The sequence below is a fragment of the Iodidimonas sp. MBR-22 genome, from assembly GCF_029946565.1.
GTDB lineage: Bacteria > Pseudomonadota > Alphaproteobacteria > Sphingomonadales > Rhodothalassiaceae > Iodidimonas > Iodidimonas nitroreducens.
Window position 1 is genome coordinate 355,947 of the sequence record NZ_JARKVQ010000001.1, and the last position, 25,550, is coordinate 381,496.

Annotated in this window: 25 protein-coding genes; 17 read left to right on the top strand and 8 right to left on the bottom strand. The window is 58.6% G+C overall.

Features of this window, described 5'->3' with window-relative positions; genetic code table 11:
* Positions 1-38: 38 nt before the first annotated feature.
* The 4 genes from QK300_RS01655 (at position 39) to QK300_RS01670 (ending at position 3,131) form a co-directional block, all read left to right on the top strand.
* Complete coding sequence (locus tag QK300_RS01655; protein WP_150007415.1) at positions 39-422, top strand: PepSY domain-containing protein; 384 nt, start codon at positions 39-41, stop codon at positions 420-422.
* Complete coding sequence (locus tag QK300_RS01660) at positions 422-1,135, top strand: response regulator transcription factor (protein ID WP_281299726.1); 714 nt, start codon at positions 422-424, stop codon at positions 1,133-1,135. The genes QK300_RS01655 and QK300_RS01660 overlap by 1 nt, the downstream gene beginning before the upstream one ends.
* The gene (locus QK300_RS01665; protein ID WP_281299725.1) at positions 1,132-2,532 is read left to right on the top strand and encodes a sensor histidine kinase; all 1,401 of its coding nucleotides are present in this window, start codon (positions 1,132-1,134) and stop codon (positions 2,530-2,532) included. The genes QK300_RS01660 and QK300_RS01665 overlap by 4 nt, the downstream gene beginning before the upstream one ends.
* A 98-nt stretch (positions 2,533-2,630) precedes the next feature.
* Positions 2,631-3,131, top strand: coding sequence for an RT0821/Lpp0805 family surface protein (locus QK300_RS01670; protein ID WP_281299724.1), 501 nt, complete (start codon positions 2,631-2,633; stop codon positions 3,129-3,131).
* 28 nt (positions 3,132-3,159) lie between these two features.
* On the opposite strand, the gene QK300_RS01675 is transcribed toward QK300_RS01670, so the two are convergent.
* Positions 3,160-5,562, bottom strand: a complete 2,403-nt coding sequence (locus QK300_RS01675) for a S8 family peptidase (protein WP_281299723.1) — start codon at positions 5,560-5,562, stop codon at positions 3,160-3,162.
* Positions 5,563-5,743: 181 nt separating this feature from the next.
* Here QK300_RS01675 and QK300_RS01680 point away from each other — a divergent pair, with 181 nt between their 5' ends.
* Positions 5,744-6,658 carry a carbon-nitrogen hydrolase family protein gene (locus tag QK300_RS01680; protein ID WP_281299722.1) on the top strand — a complete coding sequence of 305 codons (915 nt, stop codon included), beginning with the start codon at positions 5,744-5,746 and terminating at the stop codon, positions 6,656-6,658.
* Between the two features lie 29 nt (positions 6,659-6,687).
* Here the strand turns inward: QK300_RS01680 and QK300_RS01685 are convergent, their stop codons facing one another.
* The 4 genes from QK300_RS01685 to QK300_RS01700 all read right to left on the bottom strand — a co-directional run bounded on the left by QK300_RS01685 (position 6,688) and on the right by QK300_RS01700 (position 10,037).
* Positions 6,688-6,975: a hypothetical protein gene (locus QK300_RS01685; RefSeq protein ID WP_281299721.1), complete on the bottom strand. Its 288-nt coding sequence runs from the start codon at positions 6,973-6,975 to the stop codon at positions 6,688-6,690.
* Positions 6,975-8,222 carry a hypothetical protein gene (locus QK300_RS01690; protein ID WP_281299720.1) on the bottom strand — a complete coding sequence of 416 codons (1,248 nt, stop codon included), beginning with the start codon at positions 8,220-8,222 and terminating at the stop codon, positions 6,975-6,977. Before QK300_RS01690 ends, QK300_RS01685 begins: the two co-directional genes overlap by 1 nt.
* 115 nt (positions 8,223-8,337) lie before the next feature.
* Entirely contained in the window at positions 8,338-9,225 is an 888-nt protein-coding gene (locus tag QK300_RS01695) for a methyltransferase domain-containing protein (RefSeq protein ID WP_281299719.1), read from the bottom strand.
* 2 nt (positions 9,226-9,227) lie between these two features.
* Complete coding sequence (locus QK300_RS01700) at positions 9,228-10,037, bottom strand: dienelactone hydrolase family protein (RefSeq protein WP_281299718.1); 810 nt, start codon at positions 10,035-10,037, stop codon at positions 9,228-9,230.
* Between the two features lie 114 nt (positions 10,038-10,151).
* On the opposite strand from QK300_RS01700, the gene QK300_RS01705 reads away from it, so the two are divergent.
* Positions 10,152-11,258 carry an esterase-like activity of phytase family protein gene (locus tag QK300_RS01705; RefSeq protein WP_281299717.1) on the top strand — a complete coding sequence of 369 codons (1,107 nt, stop codon included), beginning with the start codon at positions 10,152-10,154 and terminating at the stop codon, positions 11,256-11,258.
* Positions 11,259-11,353: 95 nt separating this feature from the next.
* On the opposite strand, the gene rpmB is transcribed toward QK300_RS01705, so the two are convergent.
* Both rpmB and QK300_RS01715 read right to left on the bottom strand, forming a co-directional pair.
* Positions 11,354-11,662, bottom strand: a complete 309-nt coding sequence (gene rpmB, locus QK300_RS01710; protein ID WP_281299716.1) for a 50S ribosomal protein L28 — start codon at positions 11,660-11,662, stop codon at positions 11,354-11,356.
* A 161-nt stretch (positions 11,663-11,823) separates the two neighbouring features.
* Entirely contained in the window at positions 11,824-12,159 is a 336-nt protein-coding gene (locus tag QK300_RS01715; RefSeq protein ID WP_281299715.1) for a BolA family protein, read from the bottom strand.
* A gap of 78 nt (positions 12,160-12,237) precedes the next feature.
* On the opposite strand from QK300_RS01715, the gene QK300_RS01720 reads away from it, so the two are divergent.
* The 7 genes from QK300_RS01720 (at position 12,238) to QK300_RS01750 (ending at position 18,510) form a co-directional block, all read left to right on the top strand.
* The gene (locus QK300_RS01720) at positions 12,238-12,876 is read left to right on the top strand and encodes a J domain-containing protein (protein ID WP_281299714.1); all 639 of its coding nucleotides are present in this window, start codon (positions 12,238-12,240) and stop codon (positions 12,874-12,876) included.
* Between the two features lie 78 nt (positions 12,877-12,954).
* Positions 12,955-13,947, top strand: a complete 993-nt coding sequence (cobS, locus tag QK300_RS01725; protein WP_281299713.1) for a cobaltochelatase subunit CobS — start codon at positions 12,955-12,957, stop codon at positions 13,945-13,947.
* Positions 13,948-13,964: 17 nt separating this feature from the next.
* Positions 13,965-15,848, top strand: a complete 1,884-nt coding sequence (cobT, locus tag QK300_RS01730) for a cobaltochelatase subunit CobT (protein ID WP_281299712.1) — start codon at positions 13,965-13,967, stop codon at positions 15,846-15,848.
* 3 nt (positions 15,849-15,851) lie between these two features.
* The gene (locus QK300_RS01735) at positions 15,852-16,685 is read left to right on the top strand and encodes a ComF family protein (RefSeq protein ID WP_281299711.1); all 834 of its coding nucleotides are present in this window, start codon (positions 15,852-15,854) and stop codon (positions 16,683-16,685) included.
* 46 nt (positions 16,686-16,731) lie between these two features.
* Complete coding sequence (gene grxC / locus QK300_RS01740; RefSeq protein ID WP_042086922.1) at positions 16,732-16,989, top strand: glutaredoxin 3; 258 nt, start codon at positions 16,732-16,734, stop codon at positions 16,987-16,989.
* A gap of 16 nt (positions 16,990-17,005) precedes the next feature.
* Entirely contained in the window at positions 17,006-17,857 is an 852-nt protein-coding gene (locus QK300_RS01745; protein ID WP_348651806.1) for a carbon-nitrogen hydrolase family protein, read from the top strand.
* 95 nt (positions 17,858-17,952) lie between these two features.
* Positions 17,953-18,510, top strand: coding sequence for a DUF1178 family protein (locus QK300_RS01750; RefSeq protein WP_281299709.1), 558 nt, complete (start codon positions 17,953-17,955; stop codon positions 18,508-18,510).
* A 47-nt stretch (positions 18,511-18,557) separates the two neighbouring features.
* Here the strand turns inward: QK300_RS01750 and ubiG are convergent, their stop codons facing one another.
* Complete coding sequence (gene ubiG, locus QK300_RS01755; RefSeq protein ID WP_281299708.1) at positions 18,558-19,325, bottom strand: bifunctional 2-polyprenyl-6-hydroxyphenol methylase/3-demethylubiquinol 3-O-methyltransferase UbiG; 768 nt, start codon at positions 19,323-19,325, stop codon at positions 18,558-18,560.
* A 136-nt stretch (positions 19,326-19,461) separates the two neighbouring features.
* On the opposite strand from ubiG, the gene QK300_RS01760 reads away from it, so the two are divergent.
* The 4 genes from QK300_RS01760 to QK300_RS01775 all read left to right on the top strand — a co-directional run bounded on the left by QK300_RS01760 (position 19,462) and on the right by QK300_RS01775 (position 25,487).
* Entirely contained in the window at positions 19,462-20,703 is a 1,242-nt protein-coding gene (locus QK300_RS01760; RefSeq protein ID WP_281299707.1) for an aspartate kinase, read from the top strand.
* Between the two features lie 77 nt (positions 20,704-20,780).
* The gene (locus QK300_RS01765; protein ID WP_348651807.1) at positions 20,781-21,782 is read left to right on the top strand and encodes a nitronate monooxygenase; all 1,002 of its coding nucleotides are present in this window, start codon (positions 20,781-20,783) and stop codon (positions 21,780-21,782) included.
* A gap of 29 nt (positions 21,783-21,811) precedes the next feature.
* Complete coding sequence (gene ptsP, locus QK300_RS01770) at positions 21,812-24,067, top strand: phosphoenolpyruvate--protein phosphotransferase (RefSeq protein ID WP_281299705.1); 2,256 nt, start codon at positions 21,812-21,814, stop codon at positions 24,065-24,067.
* A 421-nt stretch (positions 24,068-24,488) separates the two neighbouring features.
* Positions 24,489-25,487 carry a helix-turn-helix domain-containing protein gene (locus tag QK300_RS01775; protein WP_281299704.1) on the top strand — a complete coding sequence of 333 codons (999 nt, stop codon included), beginning with the start codon at positions 24,489-24,491 and terminating at the stop codon, positions 25,485-25,487.
* Positions 25,488-25,550: the final 63 nt, after the last annotated feature.

Sequence of the window (25,550 nt, forward strand, 5' to 3'; positions counted from 1 at the left end):
GGAGATCAGTATAAGACATTGTGCCAAAGGATGAAAAAATGCGCTTATACCGTCTTGTGATCATTTTTGCCGCGCTGCTGGCCTGCCCGATTGGCGAAAGCCATGCTTTCGGGGCGGGCCTGCATGGGGCTGCACAGCCTTTTTCCCGGTCATCCCATGCCCCTCAGCCCGTTCTTTATGCGCAATCCGAACAGGATCGGGCCCGCGAAGAAATGCTGGAAGGCAAGATTTTAAGCTATTCGGAAATCGTGCGCCGGGCGCAGGCCTCGGTTGCGGGCCGGGTGGTGGGCCAGACATTGCAGCGCGCCGCCCGGGATCGCTGGGTTTACAAGATCAAGATTTTGCAAGAGGGCGGCAAGGTGGCATCAGTAACAGTGGATGCCCATACAGGGCAGGTTCTTGCGGTGAAAGGAAAGCGGTGATGCGGGTTCTGGTGGCAGAAGACGACGAAGATCTGGCGGGCCAGATGGTGGCATCCTTGAAAGATGCGGGCTATGCTGTGGATCACGCAGATAATGGCGAAGATGCGCATTTCATGGGTGATACCGAACCTTATGATGCGGTAATCCTTGATCTGGGCCTGCCTATGCTCGATGGCATTTCGGTGCTCAATCTATGGCGGCAGGCGGGGCGCAGCATGCCGGTTTTGATTCTCACCGCCCGCGACAGCTGGAATGATAAGGTAAAGGGGCTGGATGCCGGGGCCGATGATTATGTGACCAAACCTTTTGAACTGGCGGAATTGCTGGCGCGCCTGCGGGCGCTGATCCGCCGGGCGGCGGGCCATGCCACATCGGAACTGGTGCTGGGGCCGGTGATGCTGGATACCCGCAATGCCCGGATCTGGGTTTCGGGGGAGCCGGTGCGGCTGACCGCTTTGGAGTTCAAATTATTCTCTTATCTGATGCATCATCAGGATCAGGTGATTTCCCGCACCGAATTGACCGAACATATCTATGATCAGGATTTCGACCGCGATTCCAATACCATCGAGGTTTTTGTCAATCGGATCAGAAAAAAGCTGGGGGTTGATCTGATTCAAACCGTGCGGGGTCTTGGCTATCGGCTGGAAGCCCCCACAGAGGATCAGAAAACCGCCCCCTCTCAAAAGGGCGGCCAACGGGCAGACGGGTGAAAGCGCCACAAAACACAGATGATCAGGGTCGGTTCTGGCGGCTGCGCCATCTCAACCGATCCCTCACCTTGCGGCTGTTATTGGCGGCGGTGATCTGGCTGGCGGCGGCGCTCAGCCTGGGCGGATTGATTCTGGCGGCGGCCTTTCGCGATTATGTGGTCAGCGATTTCGATGCCCGCCTTGATCTTATTTTAGAACATATGATCGGGGTGAGCGAGGTGGAAAATGGCGTTTTGCGCTTTACCCGCCCGGTCACGGATCAGCGCTTTTCCGAGCCTTATTCCGGGCTTTACTGGCAGGTCTCCACCGATGATATGCCGCATTTCCGCTCGCGATCCCTGTGGGATCAGGCGCTGGAGCCGGAATGGCAGATCCCCGCCTTCAATCAGCGTGTTTATGAAACGGATGGCCTTGCAGGTCAGCGGCTGCGGATCATGGTGCGCGATGTGGTCCTGCCCGATGATGATGCCATCTATCGCTATATGGTGGCGGGCGATACCCAGCAGATCAGAACCGATATCGATTCTTTTGATATGCTGATTCTGCGGTCATTGGGGTTTTTGGGGCTGGCGCTTTTGCTGGCGGTTCTGGCGCAGGTCTGGATCGGGCTGCGGCCGCTCACGGCGATCCGCACCGGGCTTGCCAATATTCGATCCGGGCGGGCGCAGCGGTTGGAAGGACGCTTTCCATCGGAAATCCAGCCTTTGGTCGAGGAAATGAATGCCCTGATCGCCCAGAATGAGCATGTGGTGGAACGCGCACGCACCCATGTGGGCAATCTGGCCCATGCCTTGAAAACCCCGCTTTCGGTGTTATCGAATGAAGCCCAGGCCGATCCCCATGCGGGCCGGCTGGCCGGATTGGCGCTGACCCAGGCCCAGATCATGCGCCAGCATATCGATCATCATCTAAAACGCGCCCGGGCGGCGGGCGGCGGGGTGGGGCTGGCCACCCCCCTTGATGAGCCGGTGGCGGAACTGGTGCGGGCGATGGGCAAGATTTATGCGGATCGCAATTTGCAGATTGCAGCCAATATTCCCCATGATCTGGCCTGCCGGGTGGATCGGCAGGATGTTTTTGAAATGGTCGGCAATCTTTTGGATAATGCCTGCAAATGGTCAAAAAGTCGGGTCATGATCCGCGCTGAAATGCTGGAGAATACGGCACGGCCAATGCTGGATATTCGGGTTGAAGATGATGGCCCGGGGATCACCGACGCCGAAGCCGAGGCGGCTTTCGAGCGCGGCAATCGGCTGGATGAAGCGGTGCCGGGCAGCGGATTGGGGCTTGCCATCGTGCGCGATATTGCCGATCTCAGCGGCGGCAGCGTTCGCCTTGGGCGATCCGCATGGGGCGGGGTGCGGGCCGATCTGATCCTGCCCGCCGCCCGGCTTTAGCTGGTCTTTCTTCGGCCTGCGAAGTTCATTTGCCATTCATTGGCAAGGTATTAGATTAAGAATCAGATCACCTTGAAGGGGTATGAGGATCAAAGGACATGACCAGATTTTACAAAACGACACGGCTTTCCACATGGCTCATGAGCGGCTTTTTGGTCTTGGGTTTGGCCGCCTGTAGCAATCAGGGCAATGGCGAGAAAGAATTCTGGGGAACTGTTGTCGGCGGTGTGGCGGGTGGTTTGATCGGCTCGGAAATCGGTGGCCGGGGCGATAGCGGCAAGATTGGCGCGGCTTTGGGGGCCGTTGCCGGGGCGGCCCTTGGCAATCAGGTGGGCAAGGATCTGGATCGCGCCGACCGGATCGCTTTGGCTCAGGCCCAGCAAAAAGCCTTTGAAACCGCCCCCTCCGGCACCCGGACTGAATGGTACAATCCCGATACCGGCCATGGGGGTTGGGTGGAGCCCAAAGCTGCCTATCAGCCGGAAGAAGGCCGCTATTGCCGGGAATATACCCAAAGCATCATGGTGGGTGGCGAGCCGCAAACCGGCTATGGCACGGCCTGCCGTCAGCCCGATGGAAGCTGGGAAATCGTGCAATAAGGGCACAAGCGCCGAGGCCGGTGGTTGTTTAAAAGCGGGTGTGCAGGCGTAAAAGCACGGATGTGATGCTGGCGCCCTGATCCACATGCCCGGCTTCAAATTGCTGCACAAGGCTGGTTTCGATCCGGCTATGGCGATCAAGGGAGAGGCCATAGCTGAATTCAAGATCGATTTCCCGGCCCGTGGGGGCCAAAGACAGGCTACGATCTTCAAATAAAAAGATATCCTGATCGAAATCCCGGGCCACCGGCACCCGCAGGCTTGCCGTGCCGCCCCGCACCCGCAGGGGCTGGATCACCGCGAAGCCGGCGCGGTCGCCTTTATGAAAAAGGCCGGCATGGCGCAGGCCAAAGGCAAAGCTATCCGTGCGCACTTTATCGAGGCCGGAAAAGAGCGATCCGCCAAGGCTCGTCTGTTGGCCGCTTCCCTGTTGATCAAGGCTGCTGCTGCCCATCAGATAACGGCCAAAGATTTCAAAGCGATCCGAGAACGCATAGCGCCCATCAAGGGCGAGAAACTGGTTTTTGGCCCCCGTGCCCAAAGCAAAGGCACCTTCGCTGCGGGTGCCCAGAAAGCTGCCATTTTCAGCCTGCGTTCCGGCCTGAACCGCGATGAGCGCCCCCCCAAAGCGCAGGTTGATCTGGGCCAAAGCAAGGCGGTTGCCGCTTGGGTCATCGATCCGCCGATCAAGCGCCAAGCGATCCAGAGACAAAGATTGCCCCCCATTGCCATCCGGTCCATCGCCCTCGACGAAAGCGAGATCAAAGCTCAGCATCCCCGATAGGCGCTGGTGAATAGCCACAGTGCGCTGATCGGCGGCGCTCGCCAGAAAGGGCGTATCGATCCGCGCGGACAGGGCGAAATCTTCGGCCGGATCAGGGCCTTGGCCGCTATTGATCACCCGTGCGGGGGATAATCCATAAGCGAGGCTGGCGCGGGTTTTCGCATTGATCTGCCCGGATAAAAATGCCACCGGGCGGGCCGGGCTTTCCAAAGCGGCGGCGCGGGGATTGAGGGCGGCGCGGGCCTGAGCAAAGCGATCATCATAAGCGGAAAAGGAAAAGCGGGCGACATCCCCCACCGCCAGATCGCCACCGGGCAGATGTCGGGGCCGATCCACCAAAGATTGCAAGGCAAGGGCTGCGGGTGCGCGTTCGATGCTTTGGCTGAGATCAAGGCGAAAGCTGCGGCGAAATCCATCGATCATCAACACCCCATCCAAAGCCCGCGCGGCGCTGAAGGCATCGCCAAAAGCCGCCGAACTGGCCATGGCCGATCCATCGGTGGGGAGCGTGCGGCTGGCCGTGGCATTGGTGGGAATGGATGTGGTCCCAACCGGACGAATGGCAGCGGCCAGATCGATGAGGCCATTGCCAAATTCCCCATCCACCCCGGGCGCCCCTAAATCAAGGGCGGTTTCGCGCAGGATCTGGCCGATTTCCGCCGCACTGAGATTGGGAAACATCTGGGCCAGCAAAGCCACCGCCCCGGCCACATGGGGGGCGGCAAAGGATGTGCCGGAAGCCCGGGCAAAGCAATTGCCCGGCCCGGTTTCGCATTGTTCCTGCGGGAAGGGGGCAAGAATATCCTCGCCCGGTGCCACCAGAAAAAATTCCGCCAATTGGCCCGCGCGATTGGAAAAATCGGCCAGCGCATTGAACTGATCGGTGGCCCCCACCACCAGAACATGATCGCGGGTAAGGGGATCATTGGCTAGAAAAGCAAAGCCCGAAGGGTCGATTTCACTATCATTGCCCGCCGAGATCACCACCATCACATTATTGGCGGCGGCATTGCGTACGGCTTGTAAAACTGAAAAGCCAAAGCCTTCGCCGCCCAAGGAAATATTGATGACCCGCGCCCCATCGCGCACGGCCTGATTGATGCCCCGGGCGATATCGCGATCAAAGAAGCTGCAGCCATCTTCGGTTTCACAAGAGCCGGGATCATCGGCACGGAGCGCTAGGATCGTCGATTGAAAAGCCACGCCCAAAGTGCCCGTATCATTGCGGCGGGCGGCGATGATGCCGGACACGATGGTGCCATGGCCATCGCTGTCATCGAATGTGGGGGTATCGCGATTGAGCGTGACATCGGCGCTCAATTCGGAAATGGCCCCGGCAAATTCGGGATGTTCGCGATCAATGCCGGTATCGATCACCCCCACGATCACCCCCGCACCGGTGCCGCCGGCATCAAAGGCGGCGAGAGCATTGATATTGGAAAGCCCGTTTGAGCGGCGAAATTCCGCAGTATCGAAATTTTCCATAATTGGTGCTGGCGGCGGTGGTGGTGGGGGTGCGGGGGTGGGGGTGGTATTGGGGCGATTGCTGGCCGATCCGCCCCCGCCACAGGCACCGAGCAGCAGGCACAGACCAAGCAGGCTTGATAGAAATAAAGGGGCGCGCCCGGATGGCTTGCGATCTTGCATGATGAAAATCCGTGCAAATAAAAGAAAGAATGATCACAGAATGACACGAAAAGCTTAGCAGATGGTTGCCTTTTTGGATGCCCGTTTTGTGATCAATCGGGGGGCTTTTTTGTCGCGCTTTCATGCTAATTTCCGGCTTGGATCGAAAGAGTGCAGGCATAAAAACTGAAGGATGAAGGCGATGGATGATGGGATAAAAGCCGCTGTGGTGCAGGCCGGATCAGCCGGTTTTGAAACGCAGAAAAGCCTTGGAAAACTGGCGGATCTGGCATCCGATGCCGCGCGCGGCGGGGCTGAGCTTGCGGTTTTCCCCGAAGCCTTTATCGGGGGCTATCCCAAGGGGATCGATTTTGGCACCCGGCTGGGCTCGCGCAGCCCTGAAGGACGGGATCAATTTCGTCGCTATCATGAAGCGGCGATTGATCTGCCCGGTCCGGCGCTGGATCGCATGGCCGGAATCGCCAGTGATTGCGGGCTTTATCTGGTGGTGGGGGTGATCGAGCGCGCGGGCGGCACGCTTTATTGCACCAGTCTTGTTTTTGGCCCGGATGGCCGCCTGCTCGCCAAACATCGCAAGCTGATGCCTACCGCGATGGAGCGGCTGATCTGGGGGCAGGGCGATGGCTCGACGATGGAGGTGGTGCCAACGCCCATCGGGCGGATCGGCATGGCCATCTGCTGGGAAAATTATATGCCCCTTTATCGCAGCCATCTTTATGCCCAAGGGGTGACCCTTTATTGCGCCCCCACGGTGGATGAGCGCGAGGAATGGCAGGCCAGCATGCGCCATATCGCCCTTGAAGGGCGCTGTTTTGTGCTCTCGGCCAGCCAGCATTTGAAGCGGCGGGATCTGCCCGATGATTTTGATTGCCGGGAAGGAAACGATCCCGAAACGACCCTTATCAATGGGGGCTCTGTGATCATCTCGCCTTTGGGCAGAATTTTGGCGGGCCCGGTCTATGGCGAGGATGCGGTGCTGTTGGCCGATCTTGATCGCGGCGATCTGGCGCGGGGTAAATTCGATCTCGATGTGGCGGGCCATTATGCCCGGCCCGATATTTTCCGCCTGATCGTTGATGATGCGGCCAAAAGCTGAGCGGAGGCGGTTTTTTCGGTGCATCGGCATCACACCATCCCGGCGATGAAATGATGATCGGGGCGGCTTTTGATCGGGGTGATCCGCAGGTCTTTGGCGGTTTTTGCCGATTCGCGTTCCTGAATGCGGCCCTGATGATCCCGGGCACGGCGACAGGGCAGGATCGCCGCCAGTTCATCAAGGGTCATGCGGCCATGCAGATCAGGGCGTTGCAAAAGATCGGCAGGCCGCACAGACCATGTGAGGCCGCAATGGGGGCAGCGGCAGATAAAGCGATAGCCATCGAGATAATCGCTCAGATGCAGATCATGGGGCATCACCAGCCATCCTCGATATCGGGAATACGGCTGAAGGCGATCTTGGCCCCGGCATAGCCCCCCGGTGGCGGGGCCCAAACCCCCTGGCTGATCACTGTGGCGGCATATTTGGCATTGACCTGATCGATGATCGTGGAAATTTTCCGCCAGCGTTCGGATTGATGCGTTTCCGGGGTCAGCAGATCAAGCTGCCGGTGGCCTTCGGGCACCAGATCATAATGCGCCACATGCACCCGCACCACCCGCAGGCCCGGAGGCAGGTTGGCCCGCGCCCGCTGCCAGAGCTGTTCCAAAGCATGAAGCGAGCTGTGATCATCATTGCTTTCCGCCAAAGGCATTTCCCCCGACCAGCGATCATCCTTCATCATCAGCCACAGGCCAAATCGCCGGGCCAGAAAGCGCTCTCGGCGCATCCGGCGGGCGGCCTTGATGGTCAGCAGGCGGGAATAATCGCTGGCATCATCATAGCCGCGGCGATCCGGCGGCAGCACCCGACCATGGCCAAACATCGATTTCTGCGTGGCTTCGGCCTGCACCGCATAGCCATGAAGCGCATACCAGAATCGCTCGCCATTCACATTGCCCCACAGGGCGCGAAGCTGTTTGGGCTGGGTATCCCATAAATCCGACAGGCTCCAGATCCCTGCCGCATTCAGGCGGCGCTGCATCTGCCGACCAATGCCGGGAAGATCATCAAGCTCCAGATCCAGCAAAGGGCCGGGCAGATCATCGGGATAAAGGATCGTCAGGCCATCGGGTTTGTTCATATCGCTGGCGATTTTGGCCAGATGCCGATTGGGGGCCATGCCGATGGAACAGGTAACATAAGGCCCCACCCGATCCCGGATGCGATCCTTGATCCGCCGGGCCAATTGATGCGGATCGGCCTGATCCTCGGCCTTCAGGGTGCAGGCCAGTTCATCAATCGAGCACACCACATCGATGGGCAGCACCGATTCGATTTCTAAAATCAGCTTGTGATGGGCGCGGGCATATAGATCGGGCGATTGTGGAACCAAAGCGATTTCGGGGCATAAACGCCGGGCTTCCACCACATCGGTTCCGGTTTTCACACCAAAGCGTTTGGCTTTGGCATTGGCGGCGATCACGATGGTGGCGGTGGCATGCTCAAAAGGAATCACCCCAATCGCCCGCCCGCGCAAAGCGGGCCGTGCCTGTTCTTCAACGGATGCGAAAAATCCATCAAAATCAATATACATGCACTCAAGGCGTTGGGGCTTGCGCATGGGGAGATGGTCCTTGTTCATAGGGAATCGGCTGGCTGCCGATGATTAGAACAAAACAAGAACTTTAGCGCAAGCCAAACAGATCAGGCCAAACCGATAGGCCAGATCAAAGGGATCAAGGGTCGCGGCTGTTTTTGATGCTGATTTCCCGGCTGCCCAAGGCATCGGCCAGGCGCATTTTGGCGCTGCCCGGCTGTTTGGGGCGCGGCTGGCCCGGGGCCGGGGCCCAGCCGGTGAGAAACAGGATCTGAAAGCGGGCGGTGATGCGGCCATCCATATTGCTGTGCCGGCTTTGATAAAGGCGCATGGCTTCCATCAGAACATCGCGCCGCCAAAGGCTTTTCTGGCGATCATATAAAACATTGCTTTCCCCCATGGCGCGCAGATCATGAAGCAGCGCCAAAGGATCGCCATAGCTGATCTCGATCAGATCGCTATCGACCACGGGCATGGCAAATCCGGCCCGCTGGAGCAGGCCACCCATATCGCGCAGATCGGCCATGGGAGAAACGCGCGGGCGCACTCCGCCGCACAGATCAAGCTCGGCATCCATCAGGGCGCGGCGCAGGTCCATCAATGTTTCTCCCCCCAGCATGGCCGCCAGAAACAGGCCATCGGGGCGCAAAGCGCGATTGATCTGGATGAGGGTGCCGGGCAGATCATTCACCCAATGGAGGGCGAGATTGCTGATCACCAAGGACAGACTATCATCACGCAAAGGCAGCCATTCTTCATCACAGGCCAAAGCCGGGCCGGGCATCCGGGCCGCGCGCCCGGGCGAAAGATCGGCATAAAAGCTGTGGCGGGCGGGCAGCGGCTGATGGGGGGCATCCCAGCCCAAGGCCACAGCGCTGTCGAATGGGCGGTTGATATCGCCCAGCCGTTCCAGCAGCCGCCCGGCGACTTCCTCGTGCAGAAAGCCTGCTTTGGCCATGCCCGCACAGGCTTTGCTGCGGCGCTGGCGCAGAAGCCGCCGATCAAAAACAAGGGCCTGATCACTCATGTTCAGGCTTTGAGATGCGCTGCGAAAAAGGCCTGGGTGCGGCTCCAGGCCAGGGCTGCATCCTCTTGATCATAACGGGCGCTGGTGGGATTGGCAAAAGCATGATCGGCTTCATACCAATAGACATCATAAGGCTTGCCCGCTTCATCCATCGCGGCTTTGAAGCGGCCCACCATGGCTTCATCGATATAGCCATCGCGGCTGGCGAAATGCCCCAGCACCGGGCCATTGAGCCGGGCCATATCGCTGGCCGGGCGATCACAGCGCCCATAATAAATGGTGCAGGCATCCACAGGCGCTGCAATGGCGGCATTCAATGACCAGCCGCCGCCAAAGCACCAGCCCACCGTGCCCAGCTTATCGCTGGTGGCGGCATGGGCCCGCAGCCATGAAACCCAGCTTTGAAGGGTTTGGGTGGCGATTTCGGGGTCTGTTTCCCGGGCCAATGTGCCCGCCTGATCCGGGCTTGTGGCCACCGCCCCATCATAAAGATCGATGGCCAAAGCGGCATAGCCCTGCTGCGCAAAATCGGCGGTCACCGCCTTGATCTGATCATTCAGCCCCCACCATTCATGGATGGTGATGATCGCGGGCACGGGCTGATCGGCGCTGGCCCCTTCGGGCAGAGCCAAAGCAGCGCGCAGGGTGCGGCCATCAGGGCCTTTGATCTCGACATTTTTGAGCCCGGCCGCCGCCGCCCGGACAAGGCGCGGGTCTGCCAGAACAGCCGCCAACGGCAGGGCTGAAAGCCCCTTCAACAGATTGCGGCGGGCCATCAGGCCATCGGTTTTCAGCATGCTGGTGCCATCCATGATCGGCTCCTGTGCTATTGTGCCGGGTTGAAGAAACGATCCAGACCCTTGATAAAGAAGCAGCATAGCGCCGCAATCCCTTCCATCAAAGCGGCTTTTGATATGGAGTCTCTCATGATTGCACAGCCCGTCCGGATGGCCCGCAAAAGTCTGCTCCGGATTTTGATCCTGATGATGGGCCTTTCTCTGGCCGGATGTTTCGCCCATGCCGATCAGACCGCACCCCCCGATGGCGTCTCTTTGGGCATGGCTGATGATGGGCTGGTGATCGAAAGTCGGGAGATCGGCATGTATAGCCCTGCCAATCCCGCAAAGCCGCGAACAGTGGGCCAGCTCGAATTTGTTACGGCTCTGGAACTGACAAGTAAAAACAAGGATTTTGGCGGCATTTCCTCGATCGAGATCAGTGCGGATGGAAAAACCATGATCGGGCTGACGGATCGCGGGCAGTGGCTGTGGATGGAATTAGACTCTGCTGCCGGTGATGGTCGCCCCACAGGGGTGGGGGCGGCGCGGATGGCCCCGATGCGCGGTGCTGATGGCGTGCCTTTGGCGGCGGGTGATCGGGATTCCGAATCGCTGATCCTGATGGAAGATGGCCTGTGGGTTGGCTATGAAAGCCATGATCGGGTGCTGGCCTTTGCGCCTGAAGGGTTTGATCGGGCGACAAACGGGGCGGCGGATGTTTTTGCTGATCCCACCCCCTTTTTTCTGGCACCGGGCGTGGCGGTGGAGGTACCCCCCATGATGCTGGATCATCCCGGCAATGGCGGCCTTGAAGCGATGGTGCGCCTGGCTAATGGGGCTGTTGTAGCTTTTTCAGAGCATGGCCGTATGAAAAAGGATGGTCCGCTCAAAGCCTGGATTTATCGCGATGGCATAGCGGCGGCGATGGCCCTGGATGCACCGGAAGGTTTTTCACCTACGGGAGCGGCTCTTTTGCCCGATGGCGATGTGCTGCTTTTGCTGCGCAGCTATTCGCCCTTAAGGGGGGTGCGGGCTCGCCTTTTGCGCATTGATGCTGCGGCTATCCTGCCCGATGCGGTGCTCAAGGGCGATGAACTGGCGCGGCTGGAACCACCCATGACCGTGGATAATATGGAAGGCCTTGCGGTGCATGTGGATACTGCCGGGCAGTGGATGATCACGATCATCTCGGATGATAATTTCTCACCGCTGCAACGCACGATTTTATTGCGCTATAAGATGCCGCAGCCATAAGCCCCAACATGAAAAAGCGCATCAGGAGAATGATCCCAATGCGCTTTCATTTTAATGTCCAACAGCCTTGGACGCTTCAGCCTTAAACGCAGCGCTTATTCAGCGGCGAGGGCGACAGGCTCGGCCGTCTTTTTCTTTTTGATTTCGGCTTTCAGGCGGCGGGCTTTGGTGGAAAGCTCGGCGTCGCTTGCCTTCAGCAGATAATTATCAAGACCTTCGCGATGATCGACCGAACGCAGCGTGCTCACGGCAATCCGGAAGCTGACGGCGCGGCCGAGTGTTTCGCTCAGCAAACGAACCCGCTTCAGATTCGGCATGAAGCGGCGTTTGGTGCGGATATGGCTGTGACTGACTTTCATGCCGGTCTCAACACGCTTGCCAGACAGTTCGCACAGGCGGGACATGTCTTGATCCTCTTGTTTGTTCGCAGCGCCAGATCAGACAAAAAGGGCTGATCAGGGCATTCTATTTCCAAAGAGCCGCGTGGATGGTTCCATTCACGGCAGACGGGGGCATCTACACCGCATCGGCTGGCACGTCAAGCCTTGCGCATCGCAAAAGCCGATCATTTGCTTTTATCATCGGGGGCGGCAAGGCTCAGGCTCAGGGCATGCACCTGTTGCTTTAATTCATCGGCCAGCAGGGCGTAAACCATTCTTTGGCGGGCCACACGCGATTGCCCGCTGAAAACCCTGCTGGTCATTTCCAGATGAAAATGGCTTTCCCCTTCGGGGCGGTGGCCTGCATGGCCCTCATGTTTATGGCTTTCATCACGAAGCCGCAGATGATCGGGGCTGAAGGCGGCAGCAAGCTTTTGCTGCAGGGCCTGACCGGCAGGGCCCAGAGATTCGAGAGACTCGATTGAATCCTGCGACGAATCCTGTGTGTTTTGATGGGTCATGGGACTCTTTCAGATCGCTGTGATCAGATGATGGGTCTTTATAGATAGCGTTCTTTGGCTGTTGGATAAAGGGGGGGGATGCATGGGCTTGTCGCCGCCGCCCCGATCAACGATATTGGGGCCATGACACGCGCCGAACGATTTCATGGCAAGGTGGAGGATGGCATCCTTCGCCCCTGTGCCGAGGCAGGCTGCGATGATGCGGGCCTGTTTCGCGCCCCCCGCCGGGATGGCGGTGCGGGCTGGCATTGGTTTTGCCTGCCGCATATCCGGGCCTTTAATGCGGCATGGGATTATACCATGGGCATGGATCAGGATGACATCGAGCGCCTGCGCCATGCCGCGCCGATGTGGGAACGCAGAACCTGGCCGATGGGCAGCCGTCCTGCCGATCATCGGGGTGCTGACGGGCAACCGCCCTTTCACGATCCCCATGATCTTTTTACCGAAACCCAAAGCCAGCGGCCCCGGTCGGCCAGGGCAGCGGCGGGCGCAGGGCCTGATCATAAGGGGGATCACAACAAGGCCCGGGCAGCCCTCGAAATTCTGGGGCTTGACGCATCGGCTTCAAGGCAAGACATAAAGAACCGCTACAAAGATCTCGTGCGGCGCTATCATCCCGACAGCCATGGCGGCGACCGGCGGTATGAGCCTCATCTGAACGCCGTGATCGGTGCGTATAAATATTTGACGCAAGATGATAAGGCAATGAAATGAGCGGCAAAGCGCCGGATAAGCCCGCCCGATGAGCTCGATGCGTAAAAGTGAGACAAGAACAGATTGGATAGACCTGACGTGACCGTTTCTGAAAAACTCGATAGCGCGCGCCTCCCCGATATCACCCTTTCGGCTCGTGAAACCTTTGGTATCGATCTTGATATGGATGTTCCGGCCTTTTCCGAGCCGAGCGAACATGTGCCCGATCATGATCCCACTTATGTGTTTGATCAGGAAACCACAGCGGCCATCCTTGCCGGTTTTGCCTTCAATCGCCGGGTGATGATCCAGGGCTATCACGGTACCGGCAAATCCACCCATATCGAACAGGTGGCGGCGCGGCTGAACTGGCCCTGCGTGCGAATCAATCTCGATAGCCATATCAGCCGCATCGATCTGGTGGGTAAGGATGCGATTGTTCTGCGTGATGGCAAGCAGGTGACCGAATTTCGCGAAGGGCTGCTGCCCTGGGCTTTGCAATCGCCCACTGCTTTGGTGTTCGATGAATATGATGCGGGCAGGCCGGATGTGATGTTCGTCATCCAAAGGGTGCTTGAGGTGGAGGGACGCCTCACGCTTCTCGATCAGAACAGGGTGATCCGCCCACATCCCGCTTTTCGCTTGTTTGCCACCGCCAATACCGTGGGCCTGGGCGATACCACCGGGCTTTATCATGGCACCCAGCAGATCAATCAGGGCCAGATGGATCGCTGGAATGTGGTGGTGACGCTCAATTACCTGCCCCATGATACGGAAACCGAGATTGTGCTGGCAAAAGTGCCCCATTATCAGAATGAGGCGGGCCGCAAAATCGTCAGCCAGATGGTCAATGTCGCCGATCTCACCCGTGCCGGCTTTGTGGCGGGGGATATTTCCACAGTGATGAGCCCGCGCACGGTGCTGACATGGGCCCAGAATGCCGAAATTTTCAAGGATGTGGCCTTTGCCTTCCGGGTCAGCTTTCTCAATAAATGCGATGAGGCGGAACGGGCACTGGTCGCGGAATATTATCAGCGCTGCTTTGGCACGGATCTGCCTGAATCCGCGACCCGCATCGCCCGCGCGAGCTAGAGAGGAATAAGGCCTTTATGGCGGCACAGGATCGATCGCCAGCGGAAAGCTTCAAGCGCAGTGTGGCCGGGGCGACCCGGGCCCTGGCGGGCAAGCCGGAACTGGAGGTGAGCTTCAGCCATGATCGGCCGGGCCTTTCGGGGCTCGATCTGCATTTGAAAGCGCCTTCGCGCGGCCTTTCCCCCGATGAGATTGCCGATCTCAGGGGGGATGCCGATGGTTTTGCCATGCGCCTTGCCCATCATGATCCCCGGCTTCATGCCGCCCATGCTCCGGCTGGCGAGGTTGCCCGGGCGGTTTATAATGCCATGGAACAGGCGCGGGTGGAGTGTTTGGGGGCGAATGCCATGGCCGGGGTGAAGGCCAATCTGGCCCATGCGCTGGATCGGCGCTGCAAGGCGCGCGGCCTTGATCGGGTGCATGAGCCGGGCGAAGTGGCCCTGTCGGATATTGTTGATCTTCTGGCCCGCGAACGGATGACCGGTGAAGGCTCACCGGCTTCGGCGCAATCGGCGCTTGATGTGATGCGCGCCTGGGTCGAGGAACGCGCCGCTGATCGTTTGGATGGCTTGAGCGATACAATGACCGATCAGCGCGCCTTCGCCCGGCAGGTGAGCGGGTTGCTGGCCGATCTCGATCTGGCCGATCATCCTGATGAGCGCGAGGATCGCGACGAGGAGGACGACCCGGACACAGCATCCGATGAAGGCGATGGCCGCGAGGATGGTGAGGACGGCGAAGGCGAAGACGGCGATGGCGCCGCCGATAGCTCGGATCATGCCGAAGACGATCAAAGCAACGCCGAAGGCGAGGATGGCGATGCTGTGGAACTGGATGGCGAGGATGTGGCCCAGGCCGATGAAAGCGACGACAGCCTGGAAGGGGCCATGCCCTGGCAATCGAACACGCCGCCGCAAACCCCGCCCGATCTGCCATCCTATCGTCCCTTTACCACCGATTATGATGAACTGATCCGGGCCGAAGATTTGTGCGAAGGCGAAGAACTGGATCGCCTGCGCGCCTATCTGGAACAGCAGATGGTGCATTTATCGGGGGCGGTGACCAAGCTTGCCAATCGGCTGCAAAGGCGATTGATGGCACAACAAAACCGGAGCTGGGATTTCGATCTGGAAGAAGGCATTCTCGATTCCGGGCGGCTGAGCCGGGTGGTTACCAATCCCACCCAGCCTTTATCCTTCAAGGCCGAAAGCGATATCGAATTTCGCGATACGGTGGTCACCTTGCTTCTTGATAATTCCGGTTCCATGCGCGGGCGGCCGATTTCGATTGCCGCCATTTCCGCCGATATATTGGCCCGCACCCTGGAACGCTGCGGTGTGAAAACGGAAATTCTGGGCTTTACCACCCGGGCATGGAAGGGCGGGCAGTGCCGCGAGAAATGGCTCAATCAAGGCAAGCCCACCCATCCCGGACGGCTGAATGATCTGCGCCATATCATCTATAAAACCGCCGATACCCCATGGCGGCGGGCGCGGCGCAATCTGGGCCTGATGATGCGCGAAGGGCTTTTGAAGGAAAATATCGATGGCGAAGCGCTGCTCTGGGCCCATAACCGGCTGATCGCCCGACCCGAGGAACGCCGGATATTGATGGTGATTTCCGATGGCGCGCCGGTGGATGACAGCACCTTGTCGGTCAATTCCGGCACCTATCTCGAGCAGCATCTGCGGCAGGTGATCGGCTGGATCGAAAGCCGTTCGGCGGTGGAATTGCTGGCCATCGGCATCGGCCATGATGTGACCCGCTATTATCGCCGGGCGGTGACCATCGTTGATGCCGAACAGCTTGGCGGGGCGATGACCGAACAGCTTGCCGCCCTGTTTGAAGAAGATCAGTTGAAAGCCCGATTGCGCGCATCCATCCCGGCCCGGATGATCTGATCCATGGCGCGCATGAAGCCCGATCCCGATCCCGATCCTCTCTCTTCGATAAGGGTGGGGATCACGGCAGGCTCTTTCATGGGGGGGCGGCTGGCGGCCATGGGGGCCATGCTGCGGCGGGGGATCGACCTGATCCTGCCCCCACGCTGCTATGGCTGCGGGGCTCTGGTGGACCGGCAGGGGGCCTTATGCGCAGCCTGCTGGGGCGGCTTGCGCTTCATCACCGATCCGCGCTGTCATCGCTGTGGCTATCCTTTTGAGTATGCCATGGCAGGCAACCCCCTGTGCGGTGCCTGTCTGGCGGGTTTGCCGCTTTATGATCGGGGGCTGAGCGCTTTGGTTTATGATGATGCCAGCCGCTCCCTGATCCTTGCCTATAAACGCGCTGATCGCACCGAACTGGCTGCACCTCTGGCGCTTTTAATGGCTCGGGCCGGGGGGGGGCTGCTGGCGGATGCGGATCTGCTTTTGCCCGTGCCTTTGCATCATAGCCGCCTTTTCAGCCGACGCTTCAATCAATCGGCGCTTCTGGCTCGGGCCTTATCGCGGCAAAGCGGCATTCCCCATGATCCCACGCTGCTGGTGCGGGTGAAGCGTACCAAAAGCATGGGGGGCCTCAATCGATCCGAGCGCATGAAAAATGTGCGCAAGGCTTTTGCGCTGGGGGGCTCGGCCCGGAGCCGGGCGGCGCTTTCGGGGCGGCGGGTGATTTTGGTGGATGATGTTTATACCACCGGGGCCACGGTCAATGCCTGCGCTCGGGTCTTGCGCAAGGCGGGGGTTGCCCATATCTCTGTACTCACGGTGGCGCGGGTGCTTTCCCCGGCGCATCAATAGGCTCAATGGCGCTTTTCGGGGCGCACTTAACAGGAATGGAGACGATATGGCGGATGTGGTGATCTATACCAAGGCCTGGTGCCCTTATTGCGTGCGCGCCAAAAGCCTTTTGAAGAAAAAGAACCAGACGTTCCGCGAAATCGATATTGGCAGTGAAGCTGCTAAGCGCGCCGAGATGATCGAACGTGCGGGGGGCGCTTCGACCGTGCCGCAGATTTTCATCGGCAATCGCCATATCGGCGGCTGCGATGATCTGGTAGCCCTTGATCGCAAGGGTGGGCTCGATCCCCTTCTGGGGGCCTGAACCGATGCCGTGCCCCCTGCGCATAGCGATGGTGCAGATGACATCCTCGGATGATGTGGAGGATAATCTGGCCACGGCTTCAGCCATGATCCGGCAGGCGGCAGCGGATGGGGCGCAGCTGATCGCAACCCCTGAAATGACAAGCTGCCTTGTGCGCCAGCGGGATCGTGCCCTGGCCACGGCCCGGCCCGAAGCCGAGGATCGGGCGCTCAGGGCTTTTCGGGCGCTGGCGCAGGATTGCGGCGCCACCCTTGTGATCGGCTCGATGCCGATTTTACTGCCCGCTTTTCAGCCTGATGCCACAGAGGGTGGCAAGGAGGACGATGGGCGGCGTTTGGCCAATCGCTGTTTTGTTATCGGCCCAGATGGCGGGATCATCGCCCGCTACGACAAGATCCATTTATTTGATGTATCTTTGGGGGCGGGTGAAAGCTATCGCGAATCGCGAACCTATCAGGGCGGCGCACAGGCCGTTCTGGCCGATATCGGGCCTGCAAAACTGGGGCTTAGCATCTGCTATGATCTGCGCTTTCCCTATCTTTATCGGGCTTTGGCGCAGGCAGGCGCAGAAATTTTGAGCATCCCCGCCGCCTTTACCGAAACCACCGGGCGGGCGCATTGGCATGTTCTGCTGCGCGCCCGGGCCATTGAAACGGGGTGTTTTGTGATGGCTCCGGCGCAATCGGGCCATCATGCGGATGGCCGCGATACCTTTGGCCATTCCCTGTTGGTCGATCCCTGGGGCGAGGTTCTGGTGGATGCCGGTCGGGATCGGGGGGTGAGCCTTTTCACCATCGATCTGGATGCGGTGGCGGCGGCGCGGGCACGGATCCCCGCCCTTGGCCATGATCGGCATTTGACCATCTGATCGCCGTTTCGTTCTTGATGGCGGTTTATTTTGCGATAAAGGATAGGAGATTGATCCCTTTGGGGTGCCCGATCTTTTTGTTTTAGGGACAATGCATGATCGTTTTTGATCTGAAATGTGGCCATGGCCATAGCTTTGAAGGCTGGTTTCGCGGGCGGGATGATTTCAGCCGCCAGCGCGATGCCGGGATTTTAAGCTGTCCTGAATGTGCATCGGTGGATATTTCAAAAGCATTTTCAGCCCCCAAGCTTGCCGGTTTACGCGGCTCTGGGGGGGATGATCAGGACCGGACCGGCGGCACGCTGTCTGCCGCCTCCTCATCTGGTGAAAAGGATGGCAAAGGGGCAGGTCACGCCCCCCCGATGCCCCATGATGCGCGGGCAGCCCCCGGCCAGATGCCGCCCACAGCGATGCCGCCCAAAACGATGCCGGATTCCCTGCACAAAGCCCTGATAGAGATGCGCCGGCAGGTGGAACAAAATTGCGATTATGTGGGAGACCGTTTTGCCGAAGAAGCCCGCCGGATGCATTATGGCGAAACCGAAAAGCGCGATATCTATGGCGAGGCCAGCCTCAAAGATGCCGCCGACCTGATCGATGAAGGGGTGGATGTGATGCCTTTACCCGGCGGGCGCAGGCCATCAGATGCCTGAACGGCCTCATCCCCCCTGCCCCCCAGCCATGAGGCCGGTTTTGCCCTTCAGCCGGTTTTAAGGGGTTTGGCCCAGCCGATATAATTCACCCCGCAATCATGGGATGGATGCCAGCGATCCCCTAAAAGATCATAAGATAGGCCAGCGATCGCGCCCACATCAAAGCCCTGCTCACCCAGAAGTGCGGTCATTTCGGCGGGGGTGACGAATTTTTTCCAATCATGGGTTCCCCGGGGCACCCAGCCCAGCAGATATTCCGCTGCCACAATCCCCACGGCAAAAGACCGCGCCGTGCGATTAAGGGTGGAAAAGATCACCAGCCCATCCGCCTTCACCAATTGCCGCACGGCCTTTAAAAACAGCTTTGGATCGGCCACATGCTCGATCACCTCCAGCGCTAAAACCACATCATAGCGCTTGCCCTCATCGGCCAGATCCTCGGCGCTGGCCTTGAGATAGCTGATGGGCAAGCCCATGGATCGGGCGTGGCTTTGGGCAATTGCGATGGTTTCATCGGAAACATCAAGCCCGGTGACATCGGCCCCCAAACGCGCCAAAGGCTCGCAGATCAACCCGCCGCCGCATCCCAGATCGACCATCTGCTGGCCTTGGAACGGTCTTAATGATCCGGCATCACATTTTTTATGATCTGTGATGGCCTTGCGAATGAAATCGAGTCGGGCGGGATTGAGCTTGTGAAGGGGGCGAAAAGGGCCCTTTGGATCCCACCAATGGGCGGCGACATCGGCAAATTGGCGGGCTTCAGCAGGGTCGATGGTGGCGGATTTAGGGCTGTGATCTGTATTGGGGCTCATGAGAAACCTTTCGATCATCCTTTGGGTAACTTGCGAGCAGGCAAAGTTCGCCCTATGAATACGCCACCTTTGTTGCGGGCGGCATGACGATCTTGATGTTGTGCTGTCCTCGTTGCTTCGATTCAAGGACCATTCTATGGCGCGTCTTGTCAAGAAATTCGGTGGCACTTCGGTGGCCGATCTCGATCGTATCCGGGCTTCGGCGGCTTATGTGAAGCAGGCCGTTGATGAAGGCCATGAAGTGGCCGTGGTGGTCTCGGCCATGGCCGGGACAACGAACCAGCTGGTCAAATGGTGCACGGAAGCCTCTCCCCTTCATGATGCTCGGGAATATGATACAGTCGTCTCGACCGGTGAACAGGTGACCGTGGGGCTGATGGCGATCATTTTGCAGGGCATGGGGGTGCCGGCGCGATCATGGCTGGGCTGGCAGATGCCGATGATCACCAGTGGCGTGCATGGGGCCGCCCGGATCGAAGATATTGATGTGTCTGAATTGCGAAAACGCATGGCCGAAGGTCAGGTGGCGGTGATCGCCGGATTTCAGGGCATTGGGCCCGATAACCGCATCACCACTCTGGGGCGCGGGGGATCGGATACCTCGGCGGTGGCGCTGGCTGCGGCCCTGGGGGCGGATCGCTGTGATATTTATACGGATGTGGATGGTGTTTATACCACCGATCCCCGGATTGTGACGCGCGCGCGAAAGCTTGATCGTGTCACCTATGAAGAAATGCTGGAAATGGCATCACTTGGTGCAAAAGTATTGCAAACCCGGTCGGTGGCCATGGCCATGACCCATGCTGTGCGGGTTCAGGTGCTTTCAAGTTTCAAGGATACGCCCGGAACGCTTGTGGTGAATGAGGATGAAATCGTGGAAAAAGAACTGGTAACCGGCCTTGCCTATTCGCGTGCCGATGCGGTTGTAACGGTTTATGGAATGCCGGATCGGCCGGGCACCGTGGCGGATCTGTTCAGCCCGCTGTCGGAAGCCGATATCATTGTTGATATGATCGTGCAAAGCCAGGCCCCCCATAAGGATGAGGCCGAAGTGACCTTCAGCGTGCCGGAAAGCGATCTGGCGCGCACGCAGGAGGTGCTGGCCAATCATCGCGACCGCATCGGCTATCAATCGATCGAGGTCAATTCCGATGTGGTCAAGCTTTCGGTGATCGGGATCGGAATGCGCAGCCATGCCGGGGTCGCCAATATCATGTTCCGAACCCTAGCGGATCGCGGCATCAATATCCGGGCGATTTCCACATCGGAAATCAAGGTCAGCGTTCTGATCGATTCGGAATATACTGAATTGGCGCTGCGGGCTTTGCATAGCGCTTATGGTTTGGATGCGGCGCAGCAGCAGGATGAGCGGGCATGAAAGATCTGAAGGCGGAGGCCACCGAGCCGCCACAGACTTTAGAGGCGGTTGAAGGTCATCGGCGGCTGACCCATCTGATGGCCCGGGGCTGTGCGTTTTTAGGGGTGGAGCGGGCCATTCTGGGCGGCGCCATGACCTGGCTTTCAGAACGCCATCTGGTCTCGGCTCTTTCCAATGCCGGGGGATTTGGGGTTCTGGCCTGCGGGGCGATGACCCCGGATCTGCTGGCTGCCGAAATCGCGGCGACCAAGGCGCTGACCACCCGGCCTTTCGGGGTCAATCTGATCACCATGCATCATCAATTGGCTGAGCTGGTGGCGGTGTGCATCGATCAGGATGTGGGGCATGTGGTGCTGGCCGGTGGCCTGCCGCCGGGCTGGGCGATCGATCGGTTGAAAATCGCCGGGATCAAGGTGATCTGTTTTGCCCCGGCTTTGGCTTTGGCGAAAAAGCTGGTGCGTTCGGGTGTCGATGCTCTGGTGGTCGAAGGTTCGGAAGCCGGGGGCCATATCGGCCCGGTTTCAACCAGCGTACTGGCGCAGGAAATTCTGCCCCATATCAATGCCGTGCCGATTTTTGTGGCGGGCGGCATTGGCCGGGGTGAAGCGATGGCCGCTTATCTTGAAATGGGGGCGGCGGGGGTGCAATTGGGCACGCGCTTTGTGTGCGCCACCGAATCGACGGCGCATCCGAAATTCAAGCAGGCCTTCATCCGGGCTTCGGCGCGGGATGCGGTGCCATCGGTGCAGCTTGATCCCCGCTTTTCGGTGATCCCGGTAAGAGCCTTGAAAAATGATGCATCCCGGCGTTTCATGGAAGAACAGCGCAGGGTGATCGCGCGCGTTGATCAAGGGGAATTGAATCCCAAAGATGCGCAGCTTGAAATCGAGCGATTCTGGGCTGGAGCCTTGCGGCGCGCGGTGATTGAAGGTGATGTGGAGCAGGGTTCGGTGATGGCAGGACAAAGTGTTGGTTTGGTCAGATCGGAACAATCGGTGCAAGAGATCATGGCTGAATTGATGGCCGAGGCGGCCCATTATCTTGATCGGACCGGTTCTGTCCCAAGCTTTGATGGCTGAGAATTTCATGCAGCAGAATTGGATCTGATGTGACCGATCTGGCCAGTCGTCCCCGTCTGCTCTTGCGCCGCCTTCATCAGGTGATGGCGGGGCCCGGCAGTGCGCAGGAGCGGCTTGATAGGCTGACGACCGTGATCGCCCAGAATATGGTGGCCGAAGTCTGTTCGGTTTATCTTGTTCGGGCGGGCGAAATTCTTGAGCTTTTCGCGACCGAAGGTCTGAAGCAGGAAGCGGTGCATCATACCCGCCTGCGCTTTGGCGAAGGGCTGGTGGGGCTGGTGGCGCAGCGCGCTTTGCCCCTTAATGTGCAGGAAGCGTCTAGCCATCCGCGCTATGCCTATCGCCCGGAAACCGGCGAAGAAACCTATCATTCTTTTCTGGGGGTGCCGATTGTTCGGCATAATAAGGTTGCGGGCATTCTGGTGGTGCAGAATGTCAAGCCACGGGAATATTCCGCCGAAGAAGAAGAAGCCCTGCTGACCGTGGCCATGGTTCTGGCTGAACTGGTGGGCTCGGGGGAATTGGTCGATCCCGATGAAATCGCCGATGGCCTCAATCAATCGGGCCTGCCGCTCACCATCAAGGGCCAGAAGATGGCGGATGGCATTGCCCTTGGGGCGGCGGTGTTTCATGAAGGCCGGGTCGAGGTCACCCGCTTTGTGGCCGAAGATCTGGAAACCGAAAAGGCGCGCCTGCTCGAAGCTTTTGAAACCATGCGCGAACAGGTGGATCGGATGATTGCCCTGCCCGAAATCGGCACGGCGGGCGAACATCGCGATATTCTCGAAACCTTCAAGATGTTTGCCTATGATCGCGGCTGGCAGCGGCGCATTTTTGATGCCATCGAATCGGGCCTCACCGCTGAGGCGAGTGTGGAGCGCGTGCAGCAGCAAAATCGGCGGCGGATGATTGCCAGCCCCGATCCCTATCTGCGCGAACGCCTGTCGGATCTCGATGATCTGGCCAATCGCCTGCTGCGGACTTTGGCTGGTCGCCAGAATGGTCAGGAATTGAGCGAAGATTCGATCATCATCGCGCGCACTATGGGGCCTGCGGAATTACTTGATTATGATCGCAGCAAATTGGCCGGCGTGGTTCTGGAAGATGGCAGCGCCACCAGCCATGTGGTGATCCTGGCGCGGGCGATGGGGATTCCGCTGATTGGTCGCTGCATTGATATTGGCGAGCATGTGCGGGCTGGTGATCGGCTCATTCTGGATGGCGACAGCGGCCAGGTTCTGGTGCGCCCCGGCGAGGATCTGTGCGAAACCTATCGCGACAGCATCCTGATCAAGCGCGCGCAGGCGGCCCAGTTTCGGGCCGAGCGGAATTTACCATCCGTGACCCGCGATGGGGTGCGGATTCATTTGCATATGAATGCCGGTCTGCAATCGGATATGGCGCATCTCGATGCTTTGGGGGCTGATGGTGTGGGGCTGTTTCGCACTGAATTTCAGTTCATGGTCAGCTCCACTTTGCCCCGCCTTGAAACCCAGCAAGAGCTTTATAAAGCGGTTCTGGATGCGGCGGGGGATCGGCCGGTGGTGTTTCGTACCCTTGATATCGGGGGCGATAAGGCCGTGCCTTTTTTGCAGCAGGAAGAAGAAGAAAATCCGGCAATGGGCTGGCGGGCGATCCGCATTGCCCTCGATCGGCCGGTTTTGTTGCGTTATCAATTGCGGGCCTTGATGGGGGCGGCAGCCGGGCGCAGTCTTTCGATCATGTTTCCGATGATCGCCGATGTTGCCGAATTCAAGGCGGCGCGGAAAATTGCCTTAAAGGAAATGGAGCGCTTCGAGCGTCTTGGCCTCAAGGGCCCTGTGGATCTTCAGATCGGCACCATGCTCGAAGTGCCGGCTTTGGCATGGCAGCTTGATTCGCTTCTTGAACTGGTTGATTTCGTGTCGATTGGCACCAATGATCTGATGCAGTTCTTTTTTGCCAGTGATCGCTCCAATCCGCGTTTGATTGATCGCTATGATCTGTTGTCGCCTGCGGTTTTGAGCTTTATCCGCATGGTGGTGAAGGCCTGTGATCGGGCCGGGGTGCCGGTGACCGTGTGCGGCGAAATGGGCGGACGGCCCCTGGAGGCCATGGCCCTGATTGGATTGGGCTTGCGGCGTCTGTCGATTTCACCCATGACCATTGGCCCGGTGCGCCGGATGATTCGTTCGCTTAATGTGCGGCAGATCGAAAACTACATTCTGGATATGCTCCAATCGCCTGATCACTCATTACGTGTAAAATTTAAGGATTATGCACGGGATCATTCCGTCGATTTGTGATTTTTCCTAAGAATTACGAAGAAATAAGATTTTTTTAGAAGAATATTGCGATTAATCATTAATCCTCTATTGACCTGTGTCCTATATGATACGCTATCGTGAACAGAATGCTGGAAATGGGCGTGGTCCATCATTGCTATAGGGGCAGAACCAAGCAAAAAGGGATGGGCTAGAGCTTGGTTCAAGCGCTTTTCATAGAAGACGGGCTTTGCTCTGGTGAGGATGGCTGCATGATGGCCCTGAGATGCCATTCAAAATTGCCAGATATTTATTGCCAGATATTTGTGAATGAAACCAAAGGCTGCGGATAGAAAACTGAGTCGGAAAGTTGCAAGCCATGACTGATGAGCGCCAATCCATAATGCATGAATTATCCCGACCTGATGATAGGAGCCCCGATACAGGAGGGTCCGGTTTATCTGTGGGACAAATTCTGCAAAAGGCGCGTTTGGCGCAGGGCCGTTCTCTTGAAGAGAGCGCCGCAGAATTGAAGATCAAAAGCCGATATCTGGCCGCCTTGGAAGATGGCCGCTATGGGGATATGCCGCCGCCCGCTTTCAGTGCCGGTTTCGTGCGATCTTATGCGGCTCTTTTTGGTCTTGATGGGCAAGCGTTAGCGCAATCTTTCCGCAGGGAAGCCGGGGCGGTCAATGAACAATCGCATTTGCATTTTCCCGAGCCTTTAGCGGATTCCCGCTTGCCGGGGCGGGCTGTTCTTTTAGCGGGTTCTGCCGGGATGCTGGCTATTTATTTTGGCTGGATCGCTGATTTTGGCACCATATCCATGGCGGAATCACAAGTGGATCCGGTGCCGCATCATCTGACCGCTCATCTCACGGATATTGCCGCCGATGGCAAAATCGGCTCGGGGCCGGCCGAGGATGCCGCCATGCTCAATCAGGCGCAAAAATCCAACTCTGATGCTCAGGATGCTCAGGATACTCAGATCAGCAAGGTGATCGCTTCGGCAGTGACCAAATCTGTACCTGCGGGCGAGGCTGCGGGCCGGTCTTTAACTGCCGATCAAAGCCGCACCCCTGCTGATCCAAATTCTGAACCCAATGCCGTGCGCGCCTTGGTTGCAAATCTGGATGCGGGCTCTTCTGATGCCGTTTCTGGTGATGATGGGGCGGCATCTAAGGATGGCCGCCTTGTTTTGCAGGCCCGCTCGGATGCCTGGCTTTATATTGTGGATGAGGCCAATCGGGAAGTGTGGAATGGCGTGCTGCGCACCGGCGAACGCTGGTCGCCCCCCTCTGGTCGTTCTGGTTTGCGCCTGATGACCAGCAATGCCGGGGCTTTGCGTATCCTTGTGGATGGCGAGGAGCTGTCTGCTCTGGGCAAGTCGGGCGATGTTGTGCGGGATGTCTCGCTCAATCCTGATCGTCTGAAAAAGCGGGAAAAACTGGCTCTGCGTTAAGTGATCGCACCGGGCCTTGCCTTTCCTTTAAAACTCCATCATTTTCCTCAAAGATTGAGGAGC

Bases quoted from the DNA above. Each gene is read 5' to 3' on its own strand.
- QK300_RS01655 (WP_150007415.1), top strand. From the start codon at position 39: ATGCGCTTATACCGTCTTGTGATCATTTTTGCCGCGCTGCTGGCCTGC.
- QK300_RS01660 (WP_281299726.1), top strand. From the start codon at position 422: ATGCGGGTTCTGGTGGCAGAAGACGACGAAGATCTGGCGGGCCAGATG.
- QK300_RS01670 (WP_281299724.1), top strand. From the start codon at position 2,631: ATGACCAGATTTTACAAAACGACACGGCTTTCCACATGGCTCATGAGC.
- QK300_RS01675 (WP_281299723.1), bottom strand. From the start codon at position 5,562: ATGCAAGATCGCAAGCCATCCGGGCGCGCCCCTTTATTTCTATCAAGC.
- QK300_RS01680 (WP_281299722.1), top strand. From the start codon at position 5,744: ATGGATGATGGGATAAAAGCCGCTGTGGTGCAGGCCGGATCAGCCGGT.
- QK300_RS01685 (WP_281299721.1), bottom strand. From the start codon at position 6,975: ATGCCCCATGATCTGCATCTGAGCGATTATCTCGATGGCTATCGCTTT.
- QK300_RS01690 (WP_281299720.1), bottom strand. From the start codon at position 8,222: ATGCGCAAGCCCCAACGCCTTGAGTGCATGTATATTGATTTTGATGGA.
- QK300_RS01695 (WP_281299719.1), bottom strand. From the start codon at position 9,225: ATGAGTGATCAGGCCCTTGTTTTTGATCGGCGGCTTCTGCGCCAGCGC.
- QK300_RS01700 (WP_281299718.1), bottom strand. From the start codon at position 10,037: ATGGATGGCACCAGCATGCTGAAAACCGATGGCCTGATGGCCCGCCGC.
- QK300_RS01705 (WP_281299717.1), top strand. From the start codon at position 10,152: ATGATTGCACAGCCCGTCCGGATGGCCCGCAAAAGTCTGCTCCGGATT.
- rpmB (WP_281299716.1), bottom strand. From the start codon at position 11,662: ATGTCCCGCCTGTGCGAACTGTCTGGCAAGCGTGTTGAGACCGGCATG.
- QK300_RS01715 (WP_281299715.1), bottom strand. From the start codon at position 12,159: ATGACCCATCAAAACACACAGGATTCGTCGCAGGATTCAATCGAGTCT.
- QK300_RS01720 (WP_281299714.1), top strand. From the start codon at position 12,238: ATGCATGGGCTTGTCGCCGCCGCCCCGATCAACGATATTGGGGCCATG.
- cobT (WP_281299712.1), top strand. From the start codon at position 13,965: ATGGCGGCACAGGATCGATCGCCAGCGGAAAGCTTCAAGCGCAGTGTG.
- QK300_RS01735 (WP_281299711.1), top strand. From the start codon at position 15,852: ATGGCGCGCATGAAGCCCGATCCCGATCCCGATCCTCTCTCTTCGATA.
- grxC (WP_042086922.1), top strand. From the start codon at position 16,732: ATGGCGGATGTGGTGATCTATACCAAGGCCTGGTGCCCTTATTGCGTG.
- QK300_RS01750 (WP_281299709.1), top strand. From the start codon at position 17,953: ATGATCGTTTTTGATCTGAAATGTGGCCATGGCCATAGCTTTGAAGGC.
- ubiG (WP_281299708.1), bottom strand. From the start codon at position 19,325: ATGAGCCCCAATACAGATCACAGCCCTAAATCCGCCACCATCGACCCT.
- QK300_RS01760 (WP_281299707.1), top strand. From the start codon at position 19,462: ATGGCGCGTCTTGTCAAGAAATTCGGTGGCACTTCGGTGGCCGATCTC.
- QK300_RS01765 (WP_348651807.1), top strand. From the start codon at position 20,781: ATGGCCCGGGGCTGTGCGTTTTTAGGGGTGGAGCGGGCCATTCTGGGC.